Here is a 26,084-nt window from a genome sequence, read left to right on the forward strand (position 1 = left end):
ATTCGCCACTTTCCAAACAGTCTTCAGGAGGGGGTATGGGGCCAATCGCCCCCTGATGCAAGTGAAAATTCGCCCACCGGGCACATTTTTTCGGCACCGCGGCACGGGGGTCACAAAACCCGGCATGGGGGTCACATTCTGACGGCTTACGCCAAGCTGGCGCAATGAATCGAAGGTCAGGCGAAGCTGCCGGCCAGGGTAAAGACCTCGCCGTTCAACCCGAGCTTGAACCGTGCCACGCCGGCTCCTTCCTCGGTATTGGCGCCGCCGAGATCGAAATGCTCGACGCCGAGATTTTTCAGTGCCAGCAGGCCATGCCACAGCAGGCGGTGATGCGCGCGCACCAGGCGGCCCGGCTCGCTGCTCCAGCCCGCCGCGTAGGTGGCGCCACGGCCATGGCGCAGCAGCAGCATGCCAGCCACCGGGCGGGTGCCGATCTTGGCCGTGAAAAGATGCGCGCTGTCGCCGAGTGCCGGGTCGGCCGCTGCCGCGAAGGCGCGGTAGAAGGCGCCATCGGGGCCGAGGAAGCGTTTCTCGATGCGCTGCACGTCATGGGCGCGCATCACGGTGGCGAAGGTTGTGTCGTCCCAGCTTTCATCGAGCAGCAGCGGGCTGCGCTCGGCGGCCTTCAGCGCATTGCGCCATTTGCCGTCCAGTTGGCCGCGCAGCACGGCAGGCGCCGGCGTCAGGTCCAGCCGCACGGAACTCCAGCCGGTCACCATCTGCTCCAGGCCGAGCGCGCGCATCAGGGTTTCCGACTCGGCGCCGCCCGGCAGCTCGGGCAGCCACCACAGCACGACCCGGCCCTGGCGCCAGGAGTATTGCTGGCGCAGTGCTGACAGTGCCGCCAGCCGCGCCGCGCGCTCAATGCCGGGCAGGAACAGCGGGCCGCGCACGATCCGCACCAAGCTGCCGAAAGCCGCGAAGCGGCGGCGGAAGGCCTGCGCCAGGCCGATGGTCTCGCCGTTGCCATCCAGCAGCAGCCAGCGTTCCGGCCGCGTGCGCGACACCGCCGCCACCGCCTCGCCATAGGCCCAGCTCTGCTCCAGGGTGTCGCGGCGCACCCGTGCCAGCAGGGCCGACCAGGCAGCGCGGTCGCCAATAGGCTGCAAAAGCGGATTTGAGTCGGTCATCACGGCAGCATGGGGATAGGGGCGCGGCATCGCAAGGGGGGGTGAAAGGGGGGCGCTTTCCGGCCCACTTCCCGCAAGGGGGCGATTGGGTTATTCCAGGGCATGGCCTGGTTGAAACTGCCGGCGCGCTGGCGCGGCCCCGAACGCATTCATGGCGAGGTGATTCCGGCGCCGCGGCTGACACGCCATGCGCTGCGCCGCTTCCTGCTCTGGATCCTGGCGCCGTTCCTGCTGCTCTGTCTGGCTGGCGACCTGTTGCTCTATTGGGTGTTCGCCCACTGGCTCGGCCGCTGCTATGGCCTGCTCTGCTTTTTCCAGTAACGGCTCAGCGGCATGAAAAAAACCGCCGGCCAATTTTTGCCGGAAGCGGCCCGGCGGGTATGAAAAAACCCGCCGGGCTGGTGCCTGCGGCGGGTCTTTCATAGGTATTGGCATCACGAGAAGGTTGGTGGAGCCAAGCGGGATCGAACCGCTGACCTCCTGCATGCCATGCAGGCGCTCTCCCAGCTGAGCTATGGCCCCGTAACCGTGCCGTCAGAATTCTAGTCTCCCTGGCCGGCGGGCGCGGACCTTAAGGCCAAGGCCAGGGCTTTGCAAGGGTTTCGGCGGGCGGAAATTTTCGCTTCTCCAGAGAGGCGAATCCGCCCGGCCGGGCAATCACTTAAACCCCCTTGCGGGTCAGCGTTCCTCCTCGCCGTCGGTGGCGGCATCAACATCGATCTCCTCGGCCACATCGCCGCCTTCGAGATCGTCGTCTTCAGCCAGGAAATCGTCCTGGATATCGCCATCCTCGACTTCGGGATCGGCGGCATCATCCGCCACCGGTACCGCTTTCTGCGCCGCCTTGGCGGCTTTTTCCTCGGCCTTGGCCGGGCGGCGCGATTTCACCAGCGCGTCCGGATTCAACTCGGTGCCGCATTTCGGGCACAGGATCGGGCTCTTCATCATGTCGTAGAAGGCGGCGCTGCAGCTCAGGCAGCGGCGCTTGGTGCCCCATTCCGGTTTCGCCATTATTCACACTCTCCTAAAGCCGCAACGGCATCGCTGCAGGCATTGTTCAGGCCCGGACCGTCGCCGTGGTCAGGGCGGCGCGATTGTGTTAAAGAAGCGCGCCCTGTCAACCCTTGTTTTGGCCGTCGCGGCGCGATTTTACCGCGCCCCCGGCCCCCGGACCCCCGCATAACTGCTATGACCGCTGCCGCTGCTCCCCGCCCGCATGCCAGTCGCCCCGGTAAGCCGCTCGCCGGCCACCTCTCGGTTCCCGGCGACAAGTCGATTTCGCACCGGGCGCTGATCTTCGGCGCGCTCGCGGTGGGAGAAACAGAAGTGACCGGCCTGCTGGAGGGCGAGGATGTACTGCGCACCGCCGCCGCCATGCGCGCCATGGGCGCCGAGGTGGAGCGGCTGGGCGAGGGCCATTGGCGGGTCCGCGGCGTCGGCGTCGGCGGCTTTTCCGAACCCGCCGACGTGCTCGACATGGGCAATGCCGGCACTGGTGCCCGTCTGGTCATGGGCCTGGTGGCGAGCCAGCCCTTCACCGCCATCTTCACCGGCGATGCCTCGCTGCGCCGCCGCCCGATGGGCCGGGTGGTGGAGCCGTTAAGCCGCATCGGCGCGCAATTCATCGGCCGCAGCGGCGGCCGCCTGCCGCTGGCGGTGGTCGGCGCCACGCATCCGCTGCCGATCGAATACGAATTGCCGGTGGCGTCCGCGCAGGTGAAATCCGCCGTGCTGCTGGCCGGCCTCAACGCGCCGGGCATCACCCGCGTGATCGAGCGCGAGGCGACCCGCGACCATACCGAAAACCTGCTGCGCCATTTCGGCGCCGAGGTGATGGTGGAAACCACCAAGGAAGGCGGCCGCATCATTTCGCTGGTCGGCCAGCCGGAATTGAAACCGAGCCGCATCCAGGTGCCGGGCGATCCGTCTTCCGCCGCCTTCCCGCTGGTGGCGGCGCTGATCACGCCAGGCGCCGAAGTCACCGTCGAGGGCGTCGGCATCAACCCGCTGCGTACCGGCCTGTTCGATACTTTGCGCGACATGGGCGGCGAATTGACGCTCTCGAACCAGCGCGACCAGGGCGGCGAGCCGGTAGCCGATATCACCGCACGACATTCCGCACTCAAGGGCATCACCGTGCCGCCGGAGCGCGCGCCGAGCATGATCGATGAATACCCGATCCTGTTCGTGGCCGCTGCCTGCGCTGTCGGCGAGACCGTGGTACGCGGCGCCAAGGAACTGCGCGTGAAGGAAAGCGACCGCCTGGCGGCGATGGCGCGCGCGCTGTCGGCCAATGGCGTGGCGCTGGAAGAACTGGAAGACGGCCTGATCCTGCGCGGCAACGGCACGGCGCCGAAGGGCGGCGCCAAGGTCGCCACCGAACTCGATCACCGCATCGCCATGTCGGCCCTGGTGCTCGGCCTGGCCGCGAAAGATGGCGTCAGCGTCGACGATGTCGGCATGATCGACACCAGCTTCCCGGGCTTCGTCTCGCTGATGCGGGGCCTCGGCGCGGATATCGCGCCAAGCTGAACATGCGCGGATATCGCGCCTAACTAAAGCGTGCTCTTAGCACGCGGGCGCCATCCAGCCGCACCAGCACGGTATTGCCGTCGCGCGCCGCGTCGCCGACATCCGCCGGCATCTCTGGCGGCGCTGCCACCACGGCCACATCCACATCACAATGGCCGCGCCGGGCGATGACATTGACCACGGTGGCCGGGCCGGCGGCGAGCTTGCAATCGGCTTCCAGGTCGCCATCGAACTGCATCGGCATGGCCGGGCGGCGCAGGATCAGGGCCTCGCCATTGTGGAAGCGCAGCGAAAACCCCTCGCCCTGGATCAGGGTGATCCAGCGCTCGCAGCCGGGGAAGGCGGAGAAGGGCGCGTCGCGCACGATGGCGGCGCGGCTCACCCGCCAGTCGAAACTGTCGAGATCGGCACTGTCGGGAAAGGCGGCGATGTGCCAGCTTACACCCTTGCCGTTCTTCCATGGCATGGCGCGCTGTTTCGGCACGGGGATGATCAGCATGGCGCGATCTGCATGGCGGTCAGCCCGGTATCTTCGCCAGGGCCCATTTCAGCAGCACCGGCAGGCCGGCGGCGGAACCGCCCATGACGATCTGCTGCGTGCGGCGCAATTCGCCGCCCTGGCCGAAATAGACGCTGTCTTCCAGCCGCACCAGGCCACCCTGGCCGCGCCAGCGCCAGCCAGTGCCGGATTGGGTCTTGAGCAGCACGGTATCGCCGGTGCCGATCAGTGAGGCATGCACGCTGGGATGCAGGTGGAAGCGCAGTGTGAAGGCGCGCGGGCGATCCGGTGCGCCGCCTTCCAGCACATCCTCGCCGCGCAGGTCATCGCCATTGCCGCCAAGATAGAGCCGGCGCCGGTGCAGCAGGCCGAAAGCCTGCTGCCAGCCATCATGCTCGGCGTCGATCCAGGCATGGCCGTCCTGTTCATGGCGCTGCAGCCGCACGGTGAAATGCGGTGCCGGGCGGGCATGCTCGATGCCCAAAGTGGCGTGCGCCGCCGGGCCGGCCAGGGCCTCGGCCCAGTCGCCGCCCAGCCGCCGCGCCGCGCCGCAATTGACGATCAGCCGGTCCTTGCCGTGGCTGAACTCGAAGGCCAGCGGCGCCGCATGCGGCCGGCCCATGGCCGAAGCTGATGGTGCGCCGGTATCGAGCAGCAGCAGCGCCCGCTTTGCGGTGACCCGCTCAAAACCTGAAGCAGCGGACGAGGCCGGTGGCTTGCCATGCTTGCCCTGGATCAGCGCTTCCGAAAGCAGCAAGGCATGTTCCAGCGCGCCGCCGGGTTCCTCCTCGCCGCCATGGAACAGCGCCAGGCCGCCATCGCCATGGCGGAAGAAGCGCAGCATCGGCGCCATGCGATCCATCAGCGGCAGCAGGCTCATGCGCTCAGGGTGCCCGGCGCTCAGGTAATGCTGCAACGCCACCACATCGCGGAACTGCGCGAATAGCCGGCTGGGGCAGCGCGTGACATGGCCGCCATCGCCGAGCAGGCAGGCTTCCCAGGCGAGGATCAGGTTGGGCAAAGCCTGCGGCCATTTGTCATGCCCGCCGGGCAGGCTCTCAGCGGCATAGACCAGGCCGAGCAATGCCTCGGCGCGGGCCGCCGGATCGCTTTCGCGCAATGCTGTGCGGCCGAGATGTGCCGCCTGGCGCGCGACGCTCAGCAGCAGGTCATGGCCGAAAGCCGCATCGGCATCTTTCAGCAGGAAATGCGCCGCACCGAGCCAGCTCGTCAGCCGCCGCCCGATGACGGGGGCGGCCCAGGCACGCGGCGACCAGGCGTGATGCCGCTCGATCCAATGCTGCACCAGGCTGCGGCTCATGCGCTGCGCCATCTCGCCGCCTTGCGCCGCGAAGTCGCGCAGCCAGACGAAGCCATGCAGTTCCGCCGCCCAGGCCGCGATGCTCTGCGGATCGGCATTCAGGCTGTCGATGCCGGCATCCCAGGGCGCGGCATGAGGCGACACGACTTCGAGGCCGGCGAAGGCGAAGCGGCCCTGGAACAGCCGGTCGGCGCGGGCGGCCAGGCCGGGCCAAGGATCGGTGGGCAATGAAAGGAATTCCAGCGGCGCCTGGCGCGGCAGGGTGAGGCCATAGAGCGGCGAGCCATGCCAGAGCGCGGCTAGGCGTGTGGCGAAGCTCACGGGGGGGAGGGATGTGGGGGCTTCTGGCAAGATTCTGGCCGCCGCGTTCCGGGCCGCCGGCTCAGGCGCCGCGCAGCCGGCGGATATTCTCAGCGTAATGCTCAGGACCGCCCTTGAAGCCTGCCGTGCCGGCCACCAGCACATCGGCGCCGGCGGCAATCGCCTGGCGCGCGGTTTCCTCGTTGATGCCACCATCGATCTCGAGGTCGATGGCGCGGCCCGAGGCGTCGATGGCCTGGCGCAGGCGTTTCACCTTTTCGAGCTGGCCCGGAATGAAGGCCTGGCCGCCGAAACCGGGATTGACGCTCATCACCAGCACCAAGTCCAGCAGGTCCAGCACCTGCAGCGCTGCTTCCACCGGCGTGCCGGGATTGAGCGACAGGCCGGCCTTCTTGCCCAGCGACTTGATCAGTTGCAGCGTGCGATGCACATGCGGGCCGGCTTCCGGATGCACGGTGATGATATCGGCGCCGGCCTCGGCGAAGAGCGGCACATAGGCATCCACCGGCGACACCATCAGATGTGCGTCGAACACCTTCTTGCTGTGCGGACGCAAAGCCTTAACCACGGCCGGGCCGATGGTGATATTGGGCACGAAATGCCCGTCCATCACGTCGATATGGATGTAGTCGGCACCAGCGGCATCGATCGCCGCCACTTCGGCGCCGAGCTTGGCGAAATCGGCGGAAAGGATCGACGGGGCGATTCGGGTGGCTTGCTGCGGCATAGGCCCGGCATAGCAGCTTTGGCTCGGCTCGCCAAGTAGACGCCCCCGGTGCAGCGGCCAAGTATACGAAAAGCCTCGACTTTGCCATAATCGGGACATGGAGGAACTGCCCATCAACCCGCTGCTGCCGCTCTGCGGCATCGCCCTGATCCTGGTGCTGGTCTGGCTCACCGGCGGGCGCCGCCGGGCATTGCTGGCGGATGCGGCAACCGCGCGCGGCCTGCTGGCGCAGCCGGAAACCGGGTTCCAGGCCAGCGAAATTGCCTTGAGCCGGGATGGCTCGGGCGCCATTGCCATGGATGCCGCAGGCCGGCTCGCCCTGGTGCTGCCGGTTGGCGCCAGGCTTGCCGCCCGCCTGCTCAAGCCCGCCGATATCGCGTCGCATCACCTTAAGGCGGGGAGCGACGGTACTGCCCGGCTGGAACTCGTCACCAAGGGGCCGGCTTCCCTGCGCCTCGCCTTGCTGCTGCCGCAAGCGGAAGCGCAGGCCTGGTCGGAGCGCCTGCCATGATGGGCACTCTTCCCGATCCAGTGGTGTTCGCGATTCCCGCCTTCATTGCGCTGGCGGCGATGGAAGTGCTGGTCGCCAGGCTGCGGCGGCAGGATGCCTATGAGCTGCGCGATACCGCCACCTCGCTCACCATGGGGCTGATCAACCTGGTGCAGGGCATCGCCTTCGGTGGCCTGATCTGGGCCAGCCTGGAATCAGTGCATGCTTTCCGGTTGTTCGATCTGCCGCTGAACCCTTGGACCTGGCTGGCTTTGCTGTTCGCGGAGGATTTCGTCTACTACTGGTTCCATCGCCTGAGCCACGAACATCGCGTCTGGTGGGCGGCGCATGTGAACCACCATTCCTCGCAGCATTACAATCTCTCCACGGCGCTGCGGCAGACCTGGACCGGCAACCTGGCGCTGACCTGGGTATTGTGGCTGCCGCTGGCGCTGATCGGTTTTCCGCCGGCGCTCATCATTTTCCAGAAGGGTATCAGCCTGGTCTATCAATTCTGGATTCACACCGAACAGATCAGGCGCCTGCCGGCCTGGTTCGAGGCCGTGTTCAACACGCCATCGCATCACCGCGTGCACCATGCGACCAATCCTGAATATCTCGACCGCAACTACGCCGGCATATTTATCATCTGGGACAAGCTGTTCGGCACCTTCGCGCCGGAGCGCGACGAGGAACCTTGCCGCTATGGCATCGTGAAGAATCTCGGCCGCTTCAATCCGCTGATCGTCGCCTTCCATGAATGGATCGAGATCGGTCGTGATGTCATGCAGGCAAAAAGCTGGCGCGCACGGTTCGGCTATGTCTTCGGCCCGCCAGGCTGGAGTCCGGAGGGTGGTCGCACGGCGGATGTCATCCGTGCCGAGGCCCTGGCTCAGAGACCGACCAGCACGGTGTAATGCTCGACCTCTTCCTGGTAGCGCAACAATACCGCTTGCGCCGCCGGTTCCACCACGGCACGCGATATGTCACTGCCGGCGAAGGCATGGATGTTTGACAGCGACTCCCAGTAGGTGGTGGTGACCAGTTCCACCTCGCCGCTGGGCAGCAGGCGGCGCAGCAATTGGCAGCCCTGGAAGCCAGCCAGCGCCTTGAGATGGGCGCGCACGCTGGCATTGAAGTGATGTTCGTAAAGCGGCGCGTTGCCGGGCGTGGCCCAGCCGCGCCAGATGCGGGCAATCGGCATGATGCACTCCTTAGTCCTGGGTATGGAAAGGCAAAACGGGCGCCTTGTATTGGCAAATAGACCGGTGGCAAATCGCCATGGGGAATTTTGAGACGGGCGATTTTCCAATACAGCCGTGCCTGCGGGGCTATGCTGTGGCCCAAAAGATCAGGAGGAAGCCATGTTCTTCGTCGTCATCGCCAAGGATCATCCCGGCAGCGCCATGCGGCAGAAATTCCGCGCCGAGCATCTCGAATTCATCGCCGACAAGCAGCATCTGTTCCGCTTCGGCGGGCCGCTGCTGGATGAAACCGGCAAACCGGCCGGCAGCCTGATGATCCTGGATTTCCCCGACCGCGCCGCGCTGGACAAGCATCTGGCGCAGGACCCGTATTTCCGCGAGCCGGTGTTCGAGTCCGTGCAGATTCACGAAACCCGCTGGATCGTGCCGGAAATGCAGCCCGGTGCATTGGCCGCCGAGATCGCGAAACAGAAGGCGGCGACAGCGGCTTGAGGTTTTGGCGTCTAAGCCAGCGGGCCTAATCCGACGAGGCCGAGCCGCACGCGACGGTTATGGCGGCCCTTGTTGTCGATCTTGAGGATCTTCACCGCGCGGGTGTCGCCGGTATTGTCGAGATGGGTGCCGCCGCAGGCCTGGCGGTCCAGCCCGGTGATATCGACGATGCGCACGCGGCCATCTTCCGTCGGCGGCGGTGCCACCGAGCGGCTGCGGATCAGCCCCGGCACGGCCCGCGCTTCCTCGAACGGAATGTAGGTGCAGTTGACGCGGATCTGCTGCGCGATCACGTCATTGATCGGCGCTTCCAGCGCGCGCAGGCGGTCATTGTCGGCTTCCGGCAGATCGAAATCCATCCGCGCCGTGCCGTCATCGTTCATCTGCACACCCGTCACCAGCGCGCCGTCGAAACTCTGGAACACCAGCGCGTTGAGGATATGGGTGGCGGTGTGCATCTCGCGCATCATCTGGCGGAAATTCGGATTCACAGCGGCTTCCACCTGGCCGGATAATTCCACCGGGTCCGCCAGCAGATGCCAGAGCTGGCCATCCACCACCTCGAAGCCAAGGACGCCGATATCGCCAGCACCGGCGCGCAGCGCGCCACGATCCGGCAATTGTCCGCCGCCGCCGGGATAGAACGGCGTCTCGCGCAGCCGCACGCGACCGGGCGCGGCTTCCACCACTTCGGTGGTGAGCGTCAGGGTATGGGGGTGATCATGGCAATAGAGATGCATGCCGTCCTCGTCAGCTTGAGCGCCGAGACTAGGCGGGCGGAGGCCGGGCGTATTGGTAAAAAGTTCAGGCCAGCTTATGCCGCCAGCTTATGCAGCTTGGGCGTATTGCAGCGGGGTGATGCCGTAGGCGCGCTTGAAGTTGCGGTTCAGCGCGCTCTGATCGTAGAAGCCGCAGGCCGCCGCCACGTCAGCCAGCGGTGCGCCGGCCTTGAGATGCTGGCAGGCGGCGCGCAGCCGCACCTGGTTGAGATAGGCATGCGGCCCCATGCCGGTGCAGCGGTTGAACAGCGCGATAAGCTGCGCCTTGCGCAGGCCGGCGGCCTGGCCGAGTTCATCCAGCTTCAGTGCCTCGCCATAGCGTTCCTGCATCAGATCGGTGACGCGCTGGAGCAGGCGGCGGTCGCGGCCCGGCAGGTCGGGCCGCCGGGCGCCGCTGCCATGGCGCAGGAACAGGCGGCCGAAACTCGCCTGCAGCAATTCCTCTTCCTGCAAGGCATCGGTGGAGGCTGCCAGGGCGCGGTGCAGGTTGAGGAAGCCGTCGATCAATTGCGGATCATCGACGCGGTTCTCGGTGAAATAGGGCAGCCGTTCCAGGCCCAGCCCCTCAGCCACCACGTCGAGCGCCGATTGCGTGAGATAGAGCGAGCGGTAGCGCCACAGCGAACTCCAGCCCATCCAGCCGGCATGCGGCTCGGCCGGATTGAACACGAACAGGCTGTTGGGCTGGGCCTGCTGCACCTGGCCGCGGCTTTTCACTTCCGAGCCGCCAGCCTCGGTCACCGCCACCACCAGCGCGTCATGGGCATGCGGCGCGTATTCCTGGGTCGTGAAAGCGGCCTGCATCAGGGTAAGGCCCGGCACGCGCTGGTCGCGCCAGTATTCCGCACGGTTATGGGGGTCCTGCCTCGGCATGGCTTCCACTATCCCCGCCGGGGCGGCGCCGTCAACGAAGTTTACGCTTAACGCCGGTATTGGGCTGCCGGGTGGCTGGCGGGCAGGCGGGCCAGGCGGTCGTCCCGCAGCTTGGCGCGATAGGAACCCGGCCGGTATTCGCGCTTATAGACACCGCGTGCCTGCAATTCCGGCACCACCAAGTCGACAAAATCCTCGATGCATTCCGGCATCACGGTGCGCGACAGGTTGAAGCCGTCGATATCGGTTTCGGTCATCCAGGCAATCATCGCATCGGCCACCTGGCCAGGATCGCCGATGATCGGCTGGGTGCGGCCGCCGATGCCGTATTGCTCCGCCAGGTGTCGCTTGGTGAAGGCAGCCGTACCCTTCTTGGTCAGGGAGTCGAGCGAGGATTGCATCGCGTTGGTCTGGCTGGTGCTGATCGGTTCATCCCAGCCGATGCCCGCATAGTCGATGCCGGTGCCGCCGGCCATATGCACCAGACCGCCTTCCAGGCTCCGGTGCCGTGCATACTCCGCTGCCTTCTCGCGGGCCTCGGCCTCCGTCGGTGCCACCACCACGCAGGCACTGATGAAGGCCAGGATGTCAGCGGGATCGCGGCCCCGGGCTGCGGCACGGGCACGCACATCGCGCACCGTCTCGGCCACCGTGGCCTTGGCATTGCCGGCAACGAAGATGCATTCCGCGTGCTGGGCGGCGAATGCGCGGCCGCGCGCCGACGAGCCGGCCTGATACAGCACCGGCGTGCGCTGGGGCGAGGGTTCGGCGAGGTGCACGCCCTGGGATTTGAAATGCGGCCCGTCATGGTGGATTTCATGCACGCGCGCCGGATCGGCGTAGATGCCGCTGGCGCGGTCTCGGCGCACGGCATCTTCCTGCCAACTGCCTTCCCACAGCTTGTAGACCACCTCCATGAAATCATCGGCCATGTCGTAGCGCGAGTCATGCGCCGGCAGGGCTGGCTGGCCCATGGCGCGGGCGGCGGAATCGAGATAGCCGGTGACGATGTTCCAGGCGATGCGGCCCCGGCTCAGATGATCCAGCGTCGACATCCGCCGCGCGAACAGATAGGGCTGTTCGTAGCTGACATTGCAGGTGACGCCGAAACTTAGGTGCTGTGTCGCCTGCGCCATCGCTGGCACCAGCAGCAGGGGATCGTTCACCGGCACCTGGGCGGCGTTGCGCAAGGCGGCTTCCGGGCTTGAGCCATAGACATCGTAGACGCCGACCACATCGGCCAGGAACAGGCCGTCGAACAGGCCGCGCTCCAGCGTGCGGGCGAGGCCGGTCCAGTAATCCAGGTCGGTATAGCGCCAGGACTGGTCACGCGGATGGGTCCATAAGCCATGGCCGATATGGCCGACGCAGCTCATGTCGAAAGCATTGAGGCGGATTTGCTTCATGGCGCGGCCCAGTCTCGGATAACTTCGAAAAAGTCTAGCTGGTTCGGGCAGATAGGAGATAGGATGGAATTTATAACAAAATAAAAATGTCCAATTTTATATTTAACAGTCATATTGTAATTTACATGTAGAATTATACTTTCATATGTGAAATTATCCTTTTCAGACCGCCTCCCGCGAGGCCGCCCAAGGTATTGGCCGAGAGACTCCGATGAACCAGATCACCAGCCGCTCCGCCCTGGCTTCGCGGCCAGCCCAGAATTTGACGGGGCATAATTTGAAATCGCTTCGCGTGCCGGTGCCCTCGGCGGCGGCGCGTGCGGCGCCGAAGCGCCGCCTGCCGCCGTTGGGCGCGCTGCGTACCTTCGAAGTCGTGGCCCGCCATCTCAGTCTGGCCCGCGCCGCCGACGAACTCTGCGTCACGCCGGCTGCCGTCAGCCACCAGATCCGCACCCTGGAAGAACATCTCGGTGTGCCGCTGTTCCGCCGCTCGGGCCGCAACATCTTCCTCACCGATGCCGGCCAGGCCTGCTTGCCTGGCATCCGCGATGGTTTCGAGCGCCTGACCAGCGCGGTGAACCAGATCGACAGCTTCGGCCAGGCCGGCATCCTGACGGTCAGCGTCGCGCCATCCTTCGCGGTGAAATGGCTGGTGCCGCGGCTTGATCGTTTCCAGGATCAGCAGCCGGGCATCGATATCCGCGTCTCGGCCTCGAACCAGCTTGCCGATTTCGCCACCGACGATGTCGACCTGGCGATCCGCTACGGCTCGGGCCGCTATCCCGGCCTGGTGGTCGAGCGCCTGCTGCCGGAGGCCATCTTCCCGGTTTGCAGCCCTGACCTGCTGGACCGCATCAAGACGCCGGCCGACCTGCAGAATCAGGTGCTGCTGCATGACGACAGCCCGGATGACGACCAGTCCTGCCCGACCTGGCAGATGTGGTTCCGCGCCGCCGGCCTTGGCGATGCCGCGTCGAAAAGCGGCCTGCGTTTCACGCAATCGAGCCTGGTGCTGGAAGCGGCGATCCATGGCAAGGGCATTGCGCTCGCCAAGGCAACGCTGGCCGAAAGCGATCTCGCCAGCGGCCGCCTGGTGCGGCTGTTCGGCGATGCCACGCCGCTGGATTTCGCCTATTACATCGTCGGGCCGGAGCGCAAGGTGGCTTTGCCGAAGGTGACGGCCTTCATCGACTGGCTGCGCGCCGAAGTGACGCCGCCGGTCGCTGCCGAAGCGGTTCAGGCATAAGCCGCGAGGCGTTCCCAGGCAGAGTAAATCCGTCGCAGGCCCAGCTCACCGCTGGCCGAAAAGCTGCGGCTCTGCACGTCATCACTCAGCAGCACCAGATCGCCGCTGCGCCAGACATGGTGCAGCGTGACGCCGCGATGCACGAATTCGATAGCATTGCCGGGATGCGCGGCATGCAGCAGGTGGGCGACCGGCACGTTGCTGTCAGCCTGCCCGGTCTCGCCAAGCTGGGCGGCGAAGGCGAGGCGCTCGCGCTCGCTCAAAGCCTGGTCGGGCAGCAGCAGCAGACGGTGGCGCTGCCATTCATCCAGCAGGCTCGCCAGCGTGATGTCGTCGAGGCGGCGGCGCAGGCTGGGGCCGCGCAGTTCGGCGCCGAAACCGGCAAGTGGATGAATGCTGAACGCCATGGCATATCCTCAGATCAAATTAATTAACTAAAATATAGTGGGTATTTAATTTAAATATACCAAACTTTTGTAAATAATAAGCCAAATCTAATTCATTATGTAAAATTACCCCGATGCCCTAGCTTGGATGTCAGACCCAACGTCTAGGAGATCGTCCCCCATGTTCCATACGTCATTGAAATCCCTTGCTTTCGGCCTGGGGGCGCTGGGCCTCGGACTGGCCGTTGCCGGCGCACCGCAGGCGGCAACCGCGCAGACTACCCTGCTCAATGTCTCCTACGATCCCACCCGCGAGATCTACCAGGACATCAACGCTGCCTTCATCAAGGCGAACCCGAACCTGAAGCTGACAATCAACCAGAGCCATGGCGGCTCCGGCAAGCAGGCGCGTTCGGTGATCGACGGCCTGGATGCCGACGTGCTCACCCTGGCTTTGGCCTATGACATCGACGCCGTGGCGCAGCATGGCCTGGTGGCGAAGGACTGGGCGAAGAAATTCCCCGACAATGCCTCGCCCTACACCTCCACCATCGTGTTCCTGGTGCGCAAGGGCAATCCCAAGGCGATCAAGGACTGGGACGACCTGATCCGTTCCGACGTGAAGGTGATCACGCCGAACCCGAAGACTTCGGGCGGCGCGCGCTGGAACTACCTCGCCGCCTGGGGCTATGCCGAGAAGAAGACCGGCAGCAAGGAAGAGGCCCGCAAGTTCGTGCAGGCGCTCTACAAGAATGTGCCGGTGCTGGATACTGGTGCGCGCGGCGCCACCATCACCTTCGTGCAGCGCGGCCTCGGCGATGTGTTCCTGAGCTGGGAGAACGAGGCCCATCTCGCCATCAACGAACTCGGCAAGGACAAGTTCGAGATCGTGACGCCGAGCGTTTCGATCCTGGCCGAACCGCCGGTGGCCGTGGTCGACAAGGTAGTGGACAAGCGTGGCACCCGCGCCCTGGCCGAAAGCTACCTGAACTTCCTCTATAGCAAGGAAGGCCAGGAAATCGCGGCCAAGCATTACTACCGTCCGCGCCTGAAGGAAGTTGCCGACAAGCATGCCGCGACCTTTGCCAAGGTCAGTCTGTTCACCATCGACGACGTGTTCGGCGGCTGGAGCAAGGCGCAGCCGGAGCATTTCGGCGATGGCGGCGTGTTCGACCAGATCTACAAGCCCGGTTCGTAGTCCCAGGCTTTTCAGTTAACTCGCGCCGGCTGCTGCTTGCCGCTGCGGGAAAAGAGGGGATCGGCCGGGGCGGGTCGGTCCCCTCGCTTTTTGGCCCCTCGCTTTTTTTAAGATTACTTTTGCAGCTTGCGGTCCCAATAGGGTTCGGGGCCGTAGAGTGCGCGCAGATGGGCGATGAACTGCGCCACGCCGGCCGGCACGAAATTGCCCGCTGGATGCACCGCGAAGATATTCACGTCCGTCGCACCGGGATAATCCGGCAGCACCACGTGCAGCCGCCCGGCGCGCAGGTCCGGCCCGATATCCCAGGTCGAGCGCAGCGCGATGCCCAAGCCCGCCAGCGCCAGTTCGCGCACCACCTCGCTGGAATTGGTGCGCAGGAAACTGGCGCCGCCGACACTCACCGGGCCATGACGGCCCTGCAGGCGCCAGGGCAGTTGCCCTTCGGCGGCAAGTAGGCGGTGGCGGCTGAGGTCCTTGAGCTTCGCCGGGGCGCCGAATTCGGCGAGATAGCCTGGCGAAGCGCAGAGCACGCGGCGGTTCGGTGCCAGCCGATGCCCGACCAGGCCGCCCTCCACCTGGGCCGAGACGCGGATCGCCAGGTCGATGCGTTCGGCCACCAGGTCGACATAGGCATCCGATAGGTCCAGCTCCACCTGCAGCTTCGGCCAGCGGTCGAGGAAGGGCTTGAGATGCGGCGCCACATGCAGGCGGCCGAACGAGGTCGGTGCGGTGAGGCGCAGCCGCCCGGCCGGATCGCCGGCGATATCGGCGACCAGATTTTCCGCTTCCCGCGAGGCGGCGAGGATCGCCACCACGCGCTCGTAGAAACGCTGGCCGGCCTCCGTGGTGGCGAGCTTGCGTGTCGTGCGGTGCAGCAGCGTGGCGCCGAGCCGTTCCTCCAGCCGGGCGATGCGCTTCGACACCATGGCGGGGGAGAGATTCAACGCCCGCCCGGCGGCAGCCAGGCTGCCGCGCTCGATCACCTCGGCGAAAAGCTGATATTCGCGGTCCATGCCATTCTTTCTCTACAAGAACGACTGTATTCAATTATTGCCGTCTTTTGCAATAATGCATCCCTGGCTATGCTGCTTGCCGAACAGCGATTCTTGCCAGAGGAAAATGCAGATGAGCCAGATCGTCGACCGCGCCGGGCTGAAAGTGGCAGCCTCGCTTGCCCGCTTCATCGAGGACAAGGCTCTGCCGGGCACCGGGCTGAACGCCGATGCCTTCTGGCGCGGCACCGCCGAGATCTTGGCGCGCTTCGCGCCCGAGAATCGCGCCCTGCTGGCCAAGCGCGACAGCCTTCAGGCCAAGATCGACGGCTGGCACAAGGCACGCCAGGGCCAGAAGCATGATGCGGTGGCCTATGAAGCCTTCCTGCGCGAGATCGGCTACCTGGTGCCTGAGCCGGCGCCGTTCAAGATCGCCACCGAAAACGTCGATGTCGAAATCGCCACCATGGCCGGGCCGCAGCTCGTGGTGCCGGTGCTGAATGCGCGCTTCCTGCTCAACGCTGCCAATGCGCGCTGGGGCAGCCTCTATGATGCCTATTACGGCACCGATGCGATTCCGCACGAGCCGGATGAGAAGAAGGGCTATGACCCGGTGCGCGGCGCCAAGGTGATCCAGAAGGCCAAGGCTTTCCTGGATGTCGCGGTGCCGTTGGCCGAGGGCAGCCATGCTGATGTTGCCGGCTGGTCGGTGTCGAACGGCCAGCTCAAGCCGGCATTGCAGAACCCGGCCGCCTTCGCCGGCTATCGCGGAGATGCCGCCAATCCTTCCGCCATACTGCTGAAGCATAACGGCCTGCATATCGAACTGGTGCTCGACCGCACGCATTCGATCGGCAAGGGCGACCCGGCCGGCCTCGCCGATGTGATCCTTGAGGCCGCGCTCACCACCATCGTCGATCTGGAAGACTCGATCGCCGCCGTGGATGCCGAGGACAAGGTGGAGGCCTATGGCAACTGGCTCGGGCTGATGCAGGGCAATCTCGAAGCCAGCTTCGAGAAGGGCGGCAAGACCATGACCCGCGCGCTGGAAGCCGACCGCACCTATAGCGCACCGGATGGCAAGCCGCTGACCCTGCCGGGCCGCTCACTGCTGTTCGTGCGCAATGTCGGCCACCTGATGACCAACCCGGCGATCCACCTGCCCGATGGCAGTGAAGTGCCGGAAGGCATCCTGGATGGCATCGTCACCAGCCTGATCGCGATCCACGACCTCAAGCGCCGGGGCAAGTTCACCAACAGCCGTGCCGGCTCGGTCTATATCGTCAAGCCGAAGATGCACGGGCCGGAGGAATGCGCCTTCACCAACCGGCTGTTCGATGCCATCGAAGACCTGCTCGGCCTGGCACGCCATACCGTGAAGGTCGGCGTGATGGATGAGGAGCGCCGCACTTCAGCCAATCTGGCGGCCTGCATTGCCGCCGTGCAGTACCGCATCGTGTTCATCAACACCGGCTTCCTCGACCGCACCGGCGATGAGATGCACACCTCGATGCTGGCTGGCCCGATGGTGCGCAAGGCGCAGATGCGCTCCAGCGCCTGGATCAATGCCTATGAGGCGCGCAATGTCGCCATCGGCATCGCCTGCGGCCTTTCCGGCAAGGCGCAGATCGGCAAGGGCATGTGGGCGGCGCCCGACCGCATGGCCGACATGCTGGAACAGAAGATCGGCCATCCGCGCACTGGCGCCAACACCGCCTGGGTGCCGAGTCCGACCGCCGCGACGCTGCATGCGACGCATTACCACATCGTCGATGTGTTCGCGCGCCAGGCCGAAGTGGCGAAACAGCCGGTGCCCGCGCTGGCCGACCTGCTCACCCTGCCGCTGGCCACGGGGCAGAATTTTTCCGAGCAGGATGTGAAGGACGAACTCGACAACAACGCCCAAGGCATTCTCGGCTATGTGGTGCGCTGGGTAGATCAGGGCGTCGGCTGCTCCAAGGTGCCCGATATCCACGATATCGGCCTGATGGAAGACCGCGCGACCTTGCGCATTTCCTCGCAGCATATGGCCAACTGGCTGCTGCATGGCATCTGCACGGCTGAGCAGATTGAAGACTCATTCAAGCGCATGGCGGCCAAGGTCGATGCGCAGAATGCCGGCGATGCCGCCTATCGCCCGATGGCGGTGAATCCGGCCGCCAGCCTGGCGTTTCAGGCCGCTCGCGCCCTGGTCTTCGAGGGCATGCAGCAGCCCAACGGCTATACCGAGCCGCTGCTGCACGCCTTCCGCCAGAAGGTGAAGGCACAGGGGTAGGGCCTGATCGTACAAAGCGCGTCATGCCCGCCGAGACCCTTCGGCTCTGCGCGCCCAGGAACGCCTTGCGTTCCCGCGCTTACAGTGATCCGGGCATGTTTATCCACTTGGCATGAGATCGCCGGATCAAGTCCGGCGATGACGACTGTTAAATATCAACGTCATCCTCGGGCTTGACCCGAGGATTTCAGGCGGGCGCGTAAAAACGCCGATGCTGGCCTAATCCAGCAGGCTTTCGAGCAGGCGCGCGACATGGATCGCGTGCCGTGACCAGTCGCCGCGCGTGCCATCGGCGATCTGGTGGCGGCAGCTTGTGCCGTCCGCGACGAGAATCGCTTCCGGCGCCTTGCGGATGGCCGGCAGCAGGCTCAGCTCCGCCATCTGCATCGACACGTCATAATGCTTGGCTTCAAAGCCGAAGCTGCCGGCCATGCCGCAGCAGGATGAGTCGATCAGTTCCGGCTTGGCACCGGGGATCAGTTTCAGCACATCCAGGATCGGCGGCACGGCGCCGAACGCCTTCTGATGGCAATGGCCATGCAGCAGGATCGGCTGTTCCACGCTCTTGAGCTTCGGGGCGAAACGGCCAGCCTTGGCTTCCGCGCTCAAGAATTCCTCCAGCAGCAGCGCCTTCGCGGCTACCGTTTTGGCCTTCTCGCCCAGCCCGAGCGACAGCGCTTCGTCGCGCAAGGTGAGCAGGCAGGAAGGCTCAAGTCCGACAATGGCGATGCCGGCTGTCGCGAAAGGCAGCAGCGCGTCGATCAGCGCCGAGACCTTTTCGCGCGCCTGATCGATCATGCCGGCGCTGAGATAGGTCCGCCCGCAGCAATGCTGCCCACCGGACTTCTCGACCACATGCACGGCATAACCGGCATGATGCAGCACGCGGGCGGCGGCATGGCCATTCTCGGCCTCGAAATAGCCATTGAAGGTATCAACGAACAGCACGGCGGCTTTCGGTGCCGCGAGCGTCTTCGCGGCATCGGCATAGAGTGCCTGGTCGCGGCCTTGCCAGAAGGTGTCGCTGCGCCAGCGCGGCAGGCTGCGCCGGGCAGAAAAGCCGAGCAGTTTTTCCGAGGCCCAGGCGGCACCCGGTAGCCTGTCACGCAGATTCGCCAGCCAGGGCAGGCGGCTCATGGTACCGGCATAATCCGGCAGATGCGCGATCAGCCGGTCCTTCAGGGTGAAGCCGTGGCGCGCCTTGTAATGGCTCTGGAATTCCAGCTTCATCTTCGCCATGTCGACGCCGGTCGGACAGTCGCGCTTGCAGCCCTTGCAGGAGACGCAGAGGTCCAGGCTCTCCGCCATCGCCTCGCTAGTGAAGGCATCGGGGCCAAGCTGGCCCGATAGTGCCAACCGCAAGGTGTTGGCGCGGCCGCGCGTCAGATGCTGCTCGTCGCGGGTGACGCGGTAGCTCGGGCACATGGTGCCGGCATCGAATTTGCGGCAATGGCCGTTGTTGTTGCACATCTCGACGGCCATGGCGAAGCCGCCGGTGACATCGCCGCCGGTACCCGGTGCTGTGGTCGCCTCGGTGACCGGATCGTTCTGCACATTCCAGTCCGACCAATCGAGATTGGTCTTCAGCGGCAGGCGCTGATAAGGCCGTGGGCTGCCCGGCGGCGGGAAGCGGAACAGCGCGCCGTCATCCATCTTTGGCGGATCGATGATCTTGCCCGGATTGAACAGGTTCAGCGGATCAAGCTGTTGCTTGATGGCGCGGAAAGCATCGTTCAGTTTCGGGCCGAACTGCCACTCGATCCATTCGCCGCGGCACAGGCCGTCGCCATGCTCGCCGCTATAGGCGCCCTTGTACTTGCGCACCAGGGCGGCGGCTTCCTCGGCGATGGCGCGCATCTTCGCGGCGCCGCCTTCGGCGCCGGCGCGGCGCATGTCCAGGATCGGACGCACATGCAGCGTGCCGACGGAAGCATGGGCATACCAGGTGCCGCGCGTGCCATGGCGGGCGAAAACCTCGGTCAGCGCGTCGGTGTAATCGGCCAGATGCTCCAGCGGCACCGCGCAATCCTCGATGAAGCTCACCGGCTTGCCGTCGCCCTTCAGGCTCATCATGATGTTGAGGCCGGCCTTGCGCACCTCCCACAGATTCTTCTGCCGGGCCTCGTCGGGCATTTCCACTACGCTGCCCGGCAGGCCGAGATCGCCCATCAGTTCGACAAGCTGGCGCAGCTTCGGCAGCAAAGGCGCGCCGCTCTCGCCGGAGAATTCCACCAGCAGGATTGCTGCCGGCTGGCCGATCAGCGCGGTCTGCATCGTCGGGCGGAAAGCCGGATTGGCCAGCGCCAGTTCGATCATGGTGCGGTCGACCAGCTCCACCGCCGTCGGTCCCAGCTTCACGATATGCTGCGCGGCTTCCATGGCGGCGCGGAAGGTGGGGAAATTCACCACACCCAGCACCTTGGCGCGCGGCAGGTCGGAAAGATTGAGCGTCAGGCTGCGCGTATAGGCCAGCGTGCCTTCCGAACCGACCAGCAGATGCGCCAGGTTGACGCTGTTGTCGGTGGTGTAGGGCCGCTCGCTCTGACAGTCGAAGATGTCGAGATTGTAGCCGGCGACACGGCGCATCACCTTCGGGAAATTCGCCGCGATCTCGCCGGCATGGCTGCGCGCCAGCGCCTCGACGAACAATGCAATGTCGCGTGCCTTGCCGCTCAAGTTGGGTAGCGGGCCGAAATCCACGGCGCTGCCATCCGAGAGCCATGCCGACAGGCCGTGCACGTTATGCACCATGTTGCCATAGGCTATGGAGCGCGAACCGCAGGAATTGTTGCCGGCCATGCCACCCAGCGTCGCCTGCGCCGAGGTCGAGACATCCACCGGATACCACAGGCCATGTTTCTTGAGCGCGGCATTGAGGTGGTCCAGCACCATGCCGGGCTGCACGGTGACGCGGCGGCGCGAGGTATCCAGCTCCAGGATGTCGCGCAGGTATTTCGAATTGTCGATCACCAGGGCGGTGCCGCTGGTGGTCTGGCCGCATTGGCTAGTGCCGCCGCCGCGCGCCAGGATTGGCAGCTTCATGTCGCGGGCAATGTCGATGGCCACCGTGACATCGCGCTCCGATTTCGGCACCAGCACACCGATGGGAAACGCCTGGTAGATCGAGGCATCGGTGGCGTAGCGGCCGCGCGAGGCGAGGTCGAACATCACCTCGCCCTCGGTCTCGGCACGCAGGCGGCGTTCAAGCAGGTGGCTGGTATCGGTATGGGTCTGTGGGGCGGCAGACATGACGGGGCGGATCAAGCCTTGGCAGAGAGAGGATAGATTTCACCGGCGCGCAGCAATTCCAGCACCGCATCGCGCTTGCGCCGCAGATGCTGCATCAGCAATTGCCGCATGGCCGGGGCATCGCGGCGGCTCAGGGCTTCCACCATCTGCTCATGCTCGCGCACGGCTTCCGCCCACTTCGCCTCATTCTGGTTGGTGCGGAAGCGCAACGACTGCACGCGCGCATTGATGGCGCGGTAGGTATTGGTCAGAACCGGATTACGCGCCGCGTTGTTGATCGCGGCATGAATTCGCGCATTGATGCGGTAATAGCCGGAAAGGTCGCGGCGCGCATAGCAGGCCATCATCTCATACTGCAATGCGCGCAGCTCGCTGAGCTCTGCATCGGTGATGCGCTCGGCGGCGAGTTCGCCGGCCATGCCTTCCAGCGTCGCCAACAGCTCGAAGGTGTTGATCACATCGTCTTCGGTCAGCTTCACCGCGATGGCGCCGCGATTGGGCAGCAGGTCCACCAGCCCCTCGGCGGCAAGCAGCTTGATCGCCTCGCGCAACGGCGTGCGCGACACGCCAAGCTTTTCGCAGAGTTCGCGCTCGTTCAGCTTGGCGCCAGGCTGGATCAATCCCTCCACCAGCATGGTGCGCAGCCGTGCCGCCACCTGGTCATGCAGGCCGAGGCGGGTGATCTCGACGATGTCTGCCATGGCGATGCTCCCGTATGCTGGGTCAGGCGGCGGCGCGGCTGGCGAGGAAATCCATCGCGGCCTGCACGCCGCCCTTGTTATGCGGAATCTTCGCCACGCCCAACGCCATTTCCACGCCGGCTAGTGCGCCGAGGATGGTGAGGTCGTTGGTATCGCCGAGATGGCCGATGCGGAAAACCCGGCCGGTCACCTTGCCAAGCCCGGTGCCGAGCGAAATGTCGAAGCTGTTCAGCGCCACTTCGCGGAAATCGTCGGCATTCAGTCCCTCGGGCAGCAGAACGGCGGTGAGCGAGGAGGAATAATCCTCAGGCTTGCGGCAGAGAATTTCCAGGCCCCAGGCGGTGACGGCGCGGCGCGTCGCCTCGGCATGGCGGTCATGGCGGGCGAAGACATTCTCAAGCCCTTCCTCGTGCAGCATGTCGATGGCTTCGGCCAGGCCGTAGAGCAGGTTGGTGCCGGGCGTGTAGGGGAAGAAGCCGCGGGCGTTATGCGGCAGCATGTCCTCCCAGGCCCAGAACAGTTTCGGCATCTTCGAGGCCTTGGCCGCCGCCAGCGCCTTGTCGGAAAGCGCATTGAACGACAGGCCGGGCGGCAGCATCAGGCCCTTCTGCGAGCCGGAGATGGTGACATCGACACCCCATTCGTCATGGCGGTAGTCAATCGAGGCGAGCGATGAAATCGTGTCCACCATCAGCAGGGCAGGATGCTTCGCCGCGTCGATGGCCTTGCGGATCGCGGCAATCGGCGAGACGCAGCCGGTCGAGGTCTCGTTATGCACGACGCAGACCGCCTTGATGGTGTGTGCCTTGTCCTCGCGCAGCCGTGCCTCTATCGCCTGCGGATCGGCACCGGTGCGCCAGTCGGAGGCGATGAACTCGGCCTCCAGGCCGAGCTTGCCGGCCATGTTCTTCCACAGCGTGGCGAAATGGCCGGTCTCGAACATCAGCACGCGGTCGCCGGGCGAGAGCGCATTGGCCAGCGCGGCTTCCCAGGCGCCGGTGCCGGAAGCCGGGTAGATGATCACCGGGCTGGCTGTCTTGAACACGGTCTTGATGCCGTCCAGCACCCGCTTGCCCAGCTTCTGGAAGTCGGGACCGCGATGGTCGATGGTCGGCATGTCCATGGCCCGCAGGATGCGGTCGGGCACCGGGGTCGGGCCGGGAATCTGCAGAAAATGGCGGCCGGCCTTGCGGGCTGCGTTGCTTGCCATGGCGGGATCTCTTTTTTGTTGTTTTCGGCATGAGCGCCGAAGTGTCCTGCCCCGGCTAAAATGCATAATGAATGCAAAAATGAGTTTGGTCAAATCGCCTAAATGTAAAAAATACAAAGCCTGTGGATAAAATGCATGCAAATTGCCTAGGCCCCCCGGCCCCATGCTAGCCTGCGGCAAGCGATAGAGAAGGGAGCCAACCGCATGACCGATCTGAGCCTTGCCGCCGCCCGCATCATTGTCGATACCGCGCTGTCCCATGCCCGGGGCGCCAGCCTGAAGCCGCTGGCCGTGGCGGTGCTGGATACGCGCGGTGCGCTGAAAGCCTTTGCGGCGGAAGACGGCACCAGCCTGAAACGGGCCGAAGTGGCGCAGGGCAAGGCCTCTGGCGCCCTGGCGCTGGGCATCGGCTCGCGCTCGATCTGCAAGCGCGCCAAGGAGCAGGATTACTTCATCGCCGCCGTCAGCCATGTGGTTGGCGGGGCGCTGATCCCGGTGCCGGGCGGCGTACTGATCCGCGACAAGGCCGGTGTCCTGCTCGGCGCCGTCGGCATCTCTGGCGACACCTCCGACAACGACGAGGCGGCGGCCTTGGCCGGCATCCAGGCGGCGGGCCTGGTTGGCGATCCCGGCGTCGATTGAGGCCTGCTATGATCCTGGAGGGCAAGCGAATCCTGATCACCCAGGCGGACACTTTCATGGGGCCGATGCTCTGCGCGGTGTTCCGCGAACAGGGCGCCACGGTGATCGCCGATGACCGCGCGCTGGCCGATCCGGCCTTGCCGGCGGAACTGGTGGCTTCTGCTGGCGACATTGATGTGCTGGTCGCCAATCTGGCGATCCCGGCGCCCGCAACGCCGGCAGCGCAGGTCGGCGAGGAAGAATGGCGCGAGGCGTTTGCCCATATGGTCGATCCGCTGCCCCGTCTCTGCCGCGCCGTGCTGCCGCAGATGCTGGCGCGGCGCGCGGGCAAGATCTTGCTGATGGGCAGCGCCTCGGCTTTGCGCGGCATGCGCAATGCCTCCACCTACAGCGCGGCGCGCGGCGCGCAGCTTGCTTACATCCAGGCGCTCGGCGTGGAAGTGGCGGCACAGAATGTACAGGTCAACGCCATTGCACAGAACTTCGTCGACAACCCGACCTATTTCCCCGAAAGCGTACAGCAGAATCCGCGCTTCCAGGAGCGGCTGAAGCGCGAGGTGCCGCTGGGCCGGCTGGTGTCGCCGCGCGAGGATGCGAGCTTCGCCGCCTATCTCTGCAGTGATGCGGCGAATTGTTTCGTCGGTCAGATTTTCCCGGTCTGTGGCGGTTGGGCACCGCGCTGATCGCGCTGCCGCCGCAATGCGGCGGTAGTATCGCACCGCGAATTGATAATCCTAATTTTACCTGACGCGTGCGCGGCCTGCGTGATACGCCAATCATGGGTTTCATCCCCATGACAATGCAACGATAATCCCGGAGGAAAACATGCCCTCGCCTGCGCTCAAGCGCGGCCTGTTTGCCGCATTCGCTCTTGCCACCACCGCCATTTCCGCGCCGAGCCTGGCGCAGGGCGTGAAGATCGGCGTGCTTAACGATCAGTCCGGCGTCTATGCCGATTACGGCGGCAAATGGTCGGTGGAAGCCGCGCGCATGGCGATCGAGGATTTCGGCGGCAGCGTGCTCGGTGGCAAGATCGAACTGATCGCCGCGGACCATCAGAACAAGCCCGATGTCGGCTCCAACATCGCCCGGCAATGGTACGATATCGACGGCGTCGACATGATCACCGAACTCACCACCTCCTCGGTGGCGCTGGCGGTGCATGAACTTTCCAAGCAGAAGGGCAAGGTCGATATCGTGGTCGGCGCGGCCACTTCACGTCTTACCGGCGATGCCTGCCATCCGTTCGGCTTCCACTGGGCCTATGATACCCGCGCGCTGGCGGTGGGCACCGGCGGCGCCTTGACCAAGGAAGGCGGCGATACCTGGTTCTTCCTCACCGCCGACTACGCCTTCGGCTACCAGCTCGAGGAAGATACCTCGAAGATCGTCACCGCCTCGGGCGGCAAGGTGTTCGGCGCCGTGAAGCATCCGCTGAACGCCACCGACTTCGCCTCCTTCCTGCTGCAGGCGCAATCCTCCAAGGCCAAGGTGGTGGGGCTGGCCAATGCCGGCGCCGATACGGTGAACTCGATCAAGCAGGCCGCCGAATTCGGCATCACCGCTGGCGGCCAGAAGCTCGCCGGCCTGCTCACCACGCTGGCGGAAGTGCATGGCCTCGGCCTGCAATCCGGCCAGGGCCTGGTGGTGACGGAGGGCTATTACTGGGACAATGACGACAAGTCGCGGGAATTCGGCGAACGCTTCATGAAGCGCACCGGCCGCATGCCGAACATGATCCAGGCCGGCACATACTCGGCCACGCTGTCCTACCTCAAGGCGGTAAAGGCGGCGGGCAGCAAGGATGCCGCCGCTGTCTCGGCCAAGCTGAAGCAGTTGCCGGTGGATGATTTCTTCGGCCAGGGCGGCAAGGTGCTGCCGAATGGCCGCATGGTGCATGACATGTACCTGTTCGAGGTGAAGAAGCCGTCCGAGAGCAAGAAGCCCTGGGATTATTACAAGAAGCTCGCCACCATCCCGGGCGACCAGGCCTTCTTCACGGTGGCCGAAAGCGGCTGCAAGCTGTAGTCACCAAGCTGTAGTCAGGTGTCTTCCGGTTGGTTAGCATCGGCGCGCCAACCGGAGGAAACCCATGATTCACGTTATCGCCGTCATCACCGCCAAGCCGGGCCAGCGCGCCGCTTTGCTTGACCTGTTCCGCGCCAATGTGCCGGCCGTGCTGGCGGAAGACGGCTGCATCGAATACGGCGCCGCCGTCGATATCGATGCCATCGGCCCGGCCCAGGCCCGCTTCGGCGAAGACAGCTTCGTGGTGATCGAGAAATGGGCCAGCATCGAGCATCTGCGCGCCCATGCGGTCGCCCCGCATATGAAGGAATACAGCCTCAAGGCCAAGGACCTGATCGCCAACCGCGCCATTCATGTGCTGGGTGCGGCCTGAGGC

26 protein-coding genes and 1 tRNA gene are annotated in these 26,084 nt (G+C 65.1%); 12 read left to right on the forward strand and 15 right to left on the reverse strand.

The window, feature by feature from the left end; all coding sequences use genetic code 11:
- Positions 1 to 176: 176 nt before the first annotated feature.
- A complete protein-coding gene (locus tag V6B08_RS05360; RefSeq protein WP_341978695.1) occupies positions 177 to 1,133 on the reverse strand; it encodes a GNAT family N-acetyltransferase in 957 nt (318 codons plus the stop codon).
- A 102-nt stretch (positions 1,134 to 1,235) separates the two neighbouring features.
- On the opposite strand from V6B08_RS05360, the gene V6B08_RS05365 reads away from it, so the two are divergent.
- Positions 1,236 to 1,454: a hypothetical protein gene (locus V6B08_RS05365; protein WP_341978696.1), complete on the forward strand. Its 219-nt coding sequence runs from the start codon at positions 1,236 to 1,238 to the stop codon at positions 1,452 to 1,454.
- Positions 1,455 to 1,579: 125 nt separating this feature from the next.
- Here the strand turns inward: V6B08_RS05365 and V6B08_RS05370 are convergent.
- Positions 1,580 to 1,655, reverse strand: a tRNA-Ala gene (locus V6B08_RS05370).
- Positions 1,656 to 1,811: 156 nt separating this feature from the next.
- The gene (locus tag V6B08_RS05375) at positions 1,812 to 2,144 is read right to left on the reverse strand and encodes a TIGR02300 family protein (protein WP_341978697.1); all 333 of its coding nucleotides are present in this window, start codon (positions 2,142 to 2,144) and stop codon (positions 1,812 to 1,814) included.
- Between the two features lie 177 nt (positions 2,145 to 2,321).
- Here V6B08_RS05375 and aroA point away from each other — a divergent pair, with 177 nt between their 5' ends.
- Positions 2,322 to 3,665, forward strand: coding sequence for a 3-phosphoshikimate 1-carboxyvinyltransferase (aroA, locus tag V6B08_RS05380; RefSeq protein WP_341978698.1), 1,344 nt, complete (start codon positions 2,322 to 2,324; stop codon positions 3,663 to 3,665).
- A 19-nt stretch (positions 3,666 to 3,684) separates the two neighbouring features.
- On the opposite strand, the gene V6B08_RS05385 is transcribed toward aroA, so the two are convergent.
- The 3 genes from V6B08_RS05385 to rpe all read right to left on the reverse strand — a co-directional run bounded on the left by V6B08_RS05385 (position 3,685) and on the right by rpe (position 6,533).
- Positions 3,685 to 4,164, reverse strand: coding sequence for a HutD/Ves family protein (locus tag V6B08_RS05385; protein ID WP_341978699.1), 480 nt, complete (start codon positions 4,162 to 4,164; stop codon positions 3,685 to 3,687).
- A 19-nt stretch (positions 4,165 to 4,183) separates the two neighbouring features.
- Positions 4,184 to 5,806, reverse strand: a complete 1,623-nt coding sequence (locus V6B08_RS05390) for a heparinase II/III family protein (protein WP_341978700.1) — start codon at positions 5,804 to 5,806, stop codon at positions 4,184 to 4,186.
- Positions 5,807 to 5,867: 61 nt separating this feature from the next.
- Positions 5,868 to 6,533, reverse strand: coding sequence for a ribulose-phosphate 3-epimerase (rpe, locus tag V6B08_RS05395; RefSeq protein ID WP_341978701.1), 666 nt, complete (start codon positions 6,531 to 6,533; stop codon positions 5,868 to 5,870).
- A gap of 97 nt (positions 6,534 to 6,630) precedes the next feature.
- On the opposite strand from rpe, the gene V6B08_RS05400 reads away from it, so the two are divergent.
- Both V6B08_RS05400 and V6B08_RS05405 read left to right on the forward strand, forming a co-directional pair.
- Positions 6,631 to 7,044 carry a hypothetical protein gene (locus V6B08_RS05400; protein ID WP_341978702.1) on the forward strand — a complete coding sequence of 138 codons (414 nt, stop codon included), beginning with the start codon at positions 6,631 to 6,633 and terminating at the stop codon, positions 7,042 to 7,044.
- Positions 7,041 to 7,940 (forward strand): sterol desaturase family protein, encoded by a 900-nt coding sequence (locus V6B08_RS05405; RefSeq protein ID WP_341978703.1) that lies wholly within the window; start codon positions 7,041 to 7,043, stop codon positions 7,938 to 7,940. Before V6B08_RS05400 ends, V6B08_RS05405 begins: the two co-directional genes overlap by 4 nt.
- Here V6B08_RS05405 and V6B08_RS05410 read toward each other — a convergent pair.
- Entirely contained in the window at positions 7,916 to 8,227 is a 312-nt protein-coding gene (locus tag V6B08_RS05410) for an antibiotic biosynthesis monooxygenase family protein (RefSeq protein ID WP_341978704.1), read from the reverse strand. The genes V6B08_RS05405 and V6B08_RS05410 overlap by 25 nt on opposite strands.
- A 160-nt stretch (positions 8,228 to 8,387) precedes the next feature.
- Between V6B08_RS05410 and V6B08_RS05415 the strand changes: the two genes are divergently transcribed.
- A complete protein-coding gene (locus V6B08_RS05415) occupies positions 8,388 to 8,720 on the forward strand; it encodes a YciI family protein (protein WP_341978705.1) in 333 nt (110 codons plus the stop codon).
- 11 nt (positions 8,721 to 8,731) lie between these two features.
- Here the strand turns inward: V6B08_RS05415 and V6B08_RS05420 are convergent, their stop codons facing one another.
- From V6B08_RS05420 to V6B08_RS05430, 3 genes are all read right to left on the reverse strand, one after another.
- Positions 8,732 to 9,460, reverse strand: a complete 729-nt coding sequence (locus tag V6B08_RS05420; protein ID WP_341978706.1) for an alanyl-tRNA editing protein — start codon at positions 9,458 to 9,460, stop codon at positions 8,732 to 8,734.
- Positions 9,461 to 9,547: 87 nt separating this feature from the next.
- Positions 9,548 to 10,372 carry an AraC family transcriptional regulator gene (locus V6B08_RS05425; protein ID WP_341978707.1) on the reverse strand — a complete coding sequence of 275 codons (825 nt, stop codon included), beginning with the start codon at positions 10,370 to 10,372 and terminating at the stop codon, positions 9,548 to 9,550.
- A 47-nt stretch (positions 10,373 to 10,419) separates the two neighbouring features.
- Positions 10,420 to 11,778: an LLM class flavin-dependent oxidoreductase gene (locus V6B08_RS05430; RefSeq protein ID WP_341978708.1), complete on the reverse strand. Its 1,359-nt coding sequence runs from the start codon at positions 11,776 to 11,778 to the stop codon at positions 10,420 to 10,422.
- A gap of 211 nt (positions 11,779 to 11,989) precedes the next feature.
- Here V6B08_RS05430 and V6B08_RS05435 point away from each other — a divergent pair, with 211 nt between their 5' ends.
- Positions 11,990 to 13,024 (forward strand): transcriptional regulator GcvA, encoded by a 1,035-nt coding sequence (locus V6B08_RS05435; RefSeq protein WP_341978709.1) that lies wholly within the window; start codon positions 11,990 to 11,992, stop codon positions 13,022 to 13,024.
- On the opposite strand, the gene V6B08_RS05440 is transcribed toward V6B08_RS05435, so the two are convergent.
- A complete protein-coding gene (locus V6B08_RS05440; protein WP_341978710.1) occupies positions 13,015 to 13,431 on the reverse strand; it encodes a hypothetical protein in 417 nt (138 codons plus the stop codon). The two genes, V6B08_RS05435 and V6B08_RS05440, sit on opposite strands and share 10 nt — an antisense overlap.
- A gap of 160 nt (positions 13,432 to 13,591) precedes the next feature.
- Between V6B08_RS05440 and V6B08_RS05445 the strand changes: the two genes are divergently transcribed.
- The gene (locus V6B08_RS05445; protein ID WP_341978711.1) at positions 13,592 to 14,608 is read left to right on the forward strand and encodes a sulfate ABC transporter substrate-binding protein; all 1,017 of its coding nucleotides are present in this window, start codon (positions 13,592 to 13,594) and stop codon (positions 14,606 to 14,608) included.
- 113 nt (positions 14,609 to 14,721) lie between these two features.
- Here the strand turns inward: V6B08_RS05445 and V6B08_RS05450 are convergent, their stop codons facing one another.
- Complete coding sequence (locus V6B08_RS05450; RefSeq protein WP_341978712.1) at positions 14,722 to 15,624, reverse strand: LysR family transcriptional regulator; 903 nt, start codon at positions 15,622 to 15,624, stop codon at positions 14,722 to 14,724.
- Between the two features lie 112 nt (positions 15,625 to 15,736).
- On the opposite strand from V6B08_RS05450, the gene V6B08_RS05455 reads away from it, so the two are divergent.
- Positions 15,737 to 17,878, forward strand: coding sequence for a malate synthase G (locus V6B08_RS05455; protein ID WP_341978713.1), 2,142 nt, complete (start codon positions 15,737 to 15,739; stop codon positions 17,876 to 17,878).
- A 219-nt stretch (positions 17,879 to 18,097) separates the two neighbouring features.
- Here V6B08_RS05455 and V6B08_RS05460 read toward each other — a convergent pair whose 3' ends face one another.
- From V6B08_RS05460 to V6B08_RS05470, 3 genes are read right to left on the reverse strand one after another with little or no spacing between them, the layout of a single operon-like run.
- A complete protein-coding gene (locus V6B08_RS05460) occupies positions 18,098 to 21,127 on the reverse strand; it encodes an FAD-binding and (Fe-S)-binding domain-containing protein (RefSeq protein WP_341978714.1) in 3,030 nt (1,009 codons plus the stop codon).
- Positions 21,128 to 21,138: 11 nt separating this feature from the next.
- Entirely contained in the window at positions 21,139 to 21,828 is a 690-nt protein-coding gene (locus V6B08_RS05465; RefSeq protein ID WP_341978715.1) for a GntR family transcriptional regulator, read from the reverse strand.
- 22 nt (positions 21,829 to 21,850) lie between these two features.
- Positions 21,851 to 23,038 (reverse strand): pyridoxal-phosphate-dependent aminotransferase family protein, encoded by a 1,188-nt coding sequence (locus V6B08_RS05470; protein ID WP_341978716.1) that lies wholly within the window; start codon positions 23,036 to 23,038, stop codon positions 21,851 to 21,853.
- Between the two features lie 204 nt (positions 23,039 to 23,242).
- Here V6B08_RS05470 and V6B08_RS05475 point away from each other — a divergent pair, with 204 nt between their 5' ends.
- From V6B08_RS05475 to V6B08_RS05490, 4 genes are all read left to right on the forward strand, one after another.
- Positions 23,243 to 23,680 carry a GlcG/HbpS family heme-binding protein gene (locus tag V6B08_RS05475; RefSeq protein WP_341978717.1) on the forward strand — a complete coding sequence of 146 codons (438 nt, stop codon included), beginning with the start codon at positions 23,243 to 23,245 and terminating at the stop codon, positions 23,678 to 23,680.
- 8 nt (positions 23,681 to 23,688) lie between these two features.
- On the forward strand, positions 23,689 to 24,363 hold the full coding sequence (locus V6B08_RS05480) for an SDR family oxidoreductase (RefSeq protein ID WP_341978718.1): 675 nt from the start codon (positions 23,689 to 23,691) through the stop codon (positions 24,361 to 24,363).
- 142 nt (positions 24,364 to 24,505) lie between these two features.
- A complete protein-coding gene (locus V6B08_RS05485) occupies positions 24,506 to 25,708 on the forward strand; it encodes an ABC transporter substrate-binding protein (protein WP_341978719.1) in 1,203 nt (400 codons plus the stop codon).
- A 64-nt stretch (positions 25,709 to 25,772) separates the two neighbouring features.
- Positions 25,773 to 26,081: a putative quinol monooxygenase gene (locus tag V6B08_RS05490; protein ID WP_341978720.1), complete on the forward strand. Its 309-nt coding sequence runs from the start codon at positions 25,773 to 25,775 to the stop codon at positions 26,079 to 26,081.
- Positions 26,082 to 26,084 lie beyond the last annotated feature (3 nt).

This window comes from Ferrovibrio sp. MS7, from assembly GCF_038404985.1.
Classification (GTDB): domain Bacteria; phylum Pseudomonadota; class Alphaproteobacteria; order Ferrovibrionales; family Ferrovibrionaceae; genus Ferrovibrio; species Ferrovibrio plantarum.

Coding starts and splice junctions, on each gene's coding strand:
- V6B08_RS05360 (WP_341978695.1), bottom strand. CDS start 1,133: ATGACCGACTCAAATCCGCTTTTGCAGCCTATTGGCGACCGCGCTGCC.
- V6B08_RS05365 (WP_341978696.1), top strand. CDS start 1,236: ATGGCCTGGTTGAAACTGCCGGCGCGCTGGCGCGGCCCCGAACGCATT.
- V6B08_RS05375 (WP_341978697.1), bottom strand. CDS start 2,144: ATGGCGAAACCGGAATGGGGCACCAAGCGCCGCTGCCTGAGCTGCAGC.
- aroA (WP_341978698.1), top strand. CDS start 2,322: ATGACCGCTGCCGCTGCTCCCCGCCCGCATGCCAGTCGCCCCGGTAAG.
- V6B08_RS05385 (WP_341978699.1), bottom strand. CDS start 4,164: ATGCTGATCATCCCCGTGCCGAAACAGCGCGCCATGCCATGGAAGAAC.
- rpe (WP_341978701.1), bottom strand. CDS start 6,533: ATGCCGCAGCAAGCCACCCGAATCGCCCCGTCGATCCTTTCCGCCGAT.
- V6B08_RS05400 (WP_341978702.1), top strand. CDS start 6,631: ATGGAGGAACTGCCCATCAACCCGCTGCTGCCGCTCTGCGGCATCGCC.
- V6B08_RS05405 (WP_341978703.1), top strand. CDS start 7,041: ATGATGGGCACTCTTCCCGATCCAGTGGTGTTCGCGATTCCCGCCTTC.
- V6B08_RS05410 (WP_341978704.1), bottom strand. CDS start 8,227: ATGCCGATTGCCCGCATCTGGCGCGGCTGGGCCACGCCCGGCAACGCG.
- V6B08_RS05415 (WP_341978705.1), top strand. CDS start 8,388: ATGTTCTTCGTCGTCATCGCCAAGGATCATCCCGGCAGCGCCATGCGG.
- V6B08_RS05420 (WP_341978706.1), bottom strand. CDS start 9,460: ATGCATCTCTATTGCCATGATCACCCCCATACCCTGACGCTCACCACC.
- V6B08_RS05425 (WP_341978707.1), bottom strand. CDS start 10,372: ATGCCGAGGCAGGACCCCCATAACCGTGCGGAATACTGGCGCGACCAG.
- V6B08_RS05430 (WP_341978708.1), bottom strand. CDS start 11,778: ATGAAGCAAATCCGCCTCAATGCTTTCGACATGAGCTGCGTCGGCCAT.
- V6B08_RS05435 (WP_341978709.1), top strand. CDS start 11,990: ATGAACCAGATCACCAGCCGCTCCGCCCTGGCTTCGCGGCCAGCCCAG.
- V6B08_RS05440 (WP_341978710.1), bottom strand. CDS start 13,431: ATGGCGTTCAGCATTCATCCACTTGCCGGTTTCGGCGCCGAACTGCGC.
- V6B08_RS05445 (WP_341978711.1), top strand. CDS start 13,592: ATGTTCCATACGTCATTGAAATCCCTTGCTTTCGGCCTGGGGGCGCTG.
- V6B08_RS05450 (WP_341978712.1), bottom strand. CDS start 15,624: ATGGACCGCGAATATCAGCTTTTCGCCGAGGTGATCGAGCGCGGCAGC.
- V6B08_RS05455 (WP_341978713.1), top strand. CDS start 15,737: ATGAGCCAGATCGTCGACCGCGCCGGGCTGAAAGTGGCAGCCTCGCTT.
- V6B08_RS05460 (WP_341978714.1), bottom strand. CDS start 21,127: ATGTCTGCCGCCCCACAGACCCATACCGATACCAGCCACCTGCTTGAA.
- V6B08_RS05465 (WP_341978715.1), bottom strand. CDS start 21,828: ATGGCAGACATCGTCGAGATCACCCGCCTCGGCCTGCATGACCAGGTG.
- V6B08_RS05470 (WP_341978716.1), bottom strand. CDS start 23,038: ATGGCAAGCAACGCAGCCCGCAAGGCCGGCCGCCATTTTCTGCAGATT.
- V6B08_RS05475 (WP_341978717.1), top strand. CDS start 23,243: ATGACCGATCTGAGCCTTGCCGCCGCCCGCATCATTGTCGATACCGCG.
- V6B08_RS05480 (WP_341978718.1), top strand. CDS start 23,689: ATGATCCTGGAGGGCAAGCGAATCCTGATCACCCAGGCGGACACTTTC.
- V6B08_RS05485 (WP_341978719.1), top strand. CDS start 24,506: ATGCCCTCGCCTGCGCTCAAGCGCGGCCTGTTTGCCGCATTCGCTCTT.
- V6B08_RS05490 (WP_341978720.1), top strand. CDS start 25,773: ATGATTCACGTTATCGCCGTCATCACCGCCAAGCCGGGCCAGCGCGCC.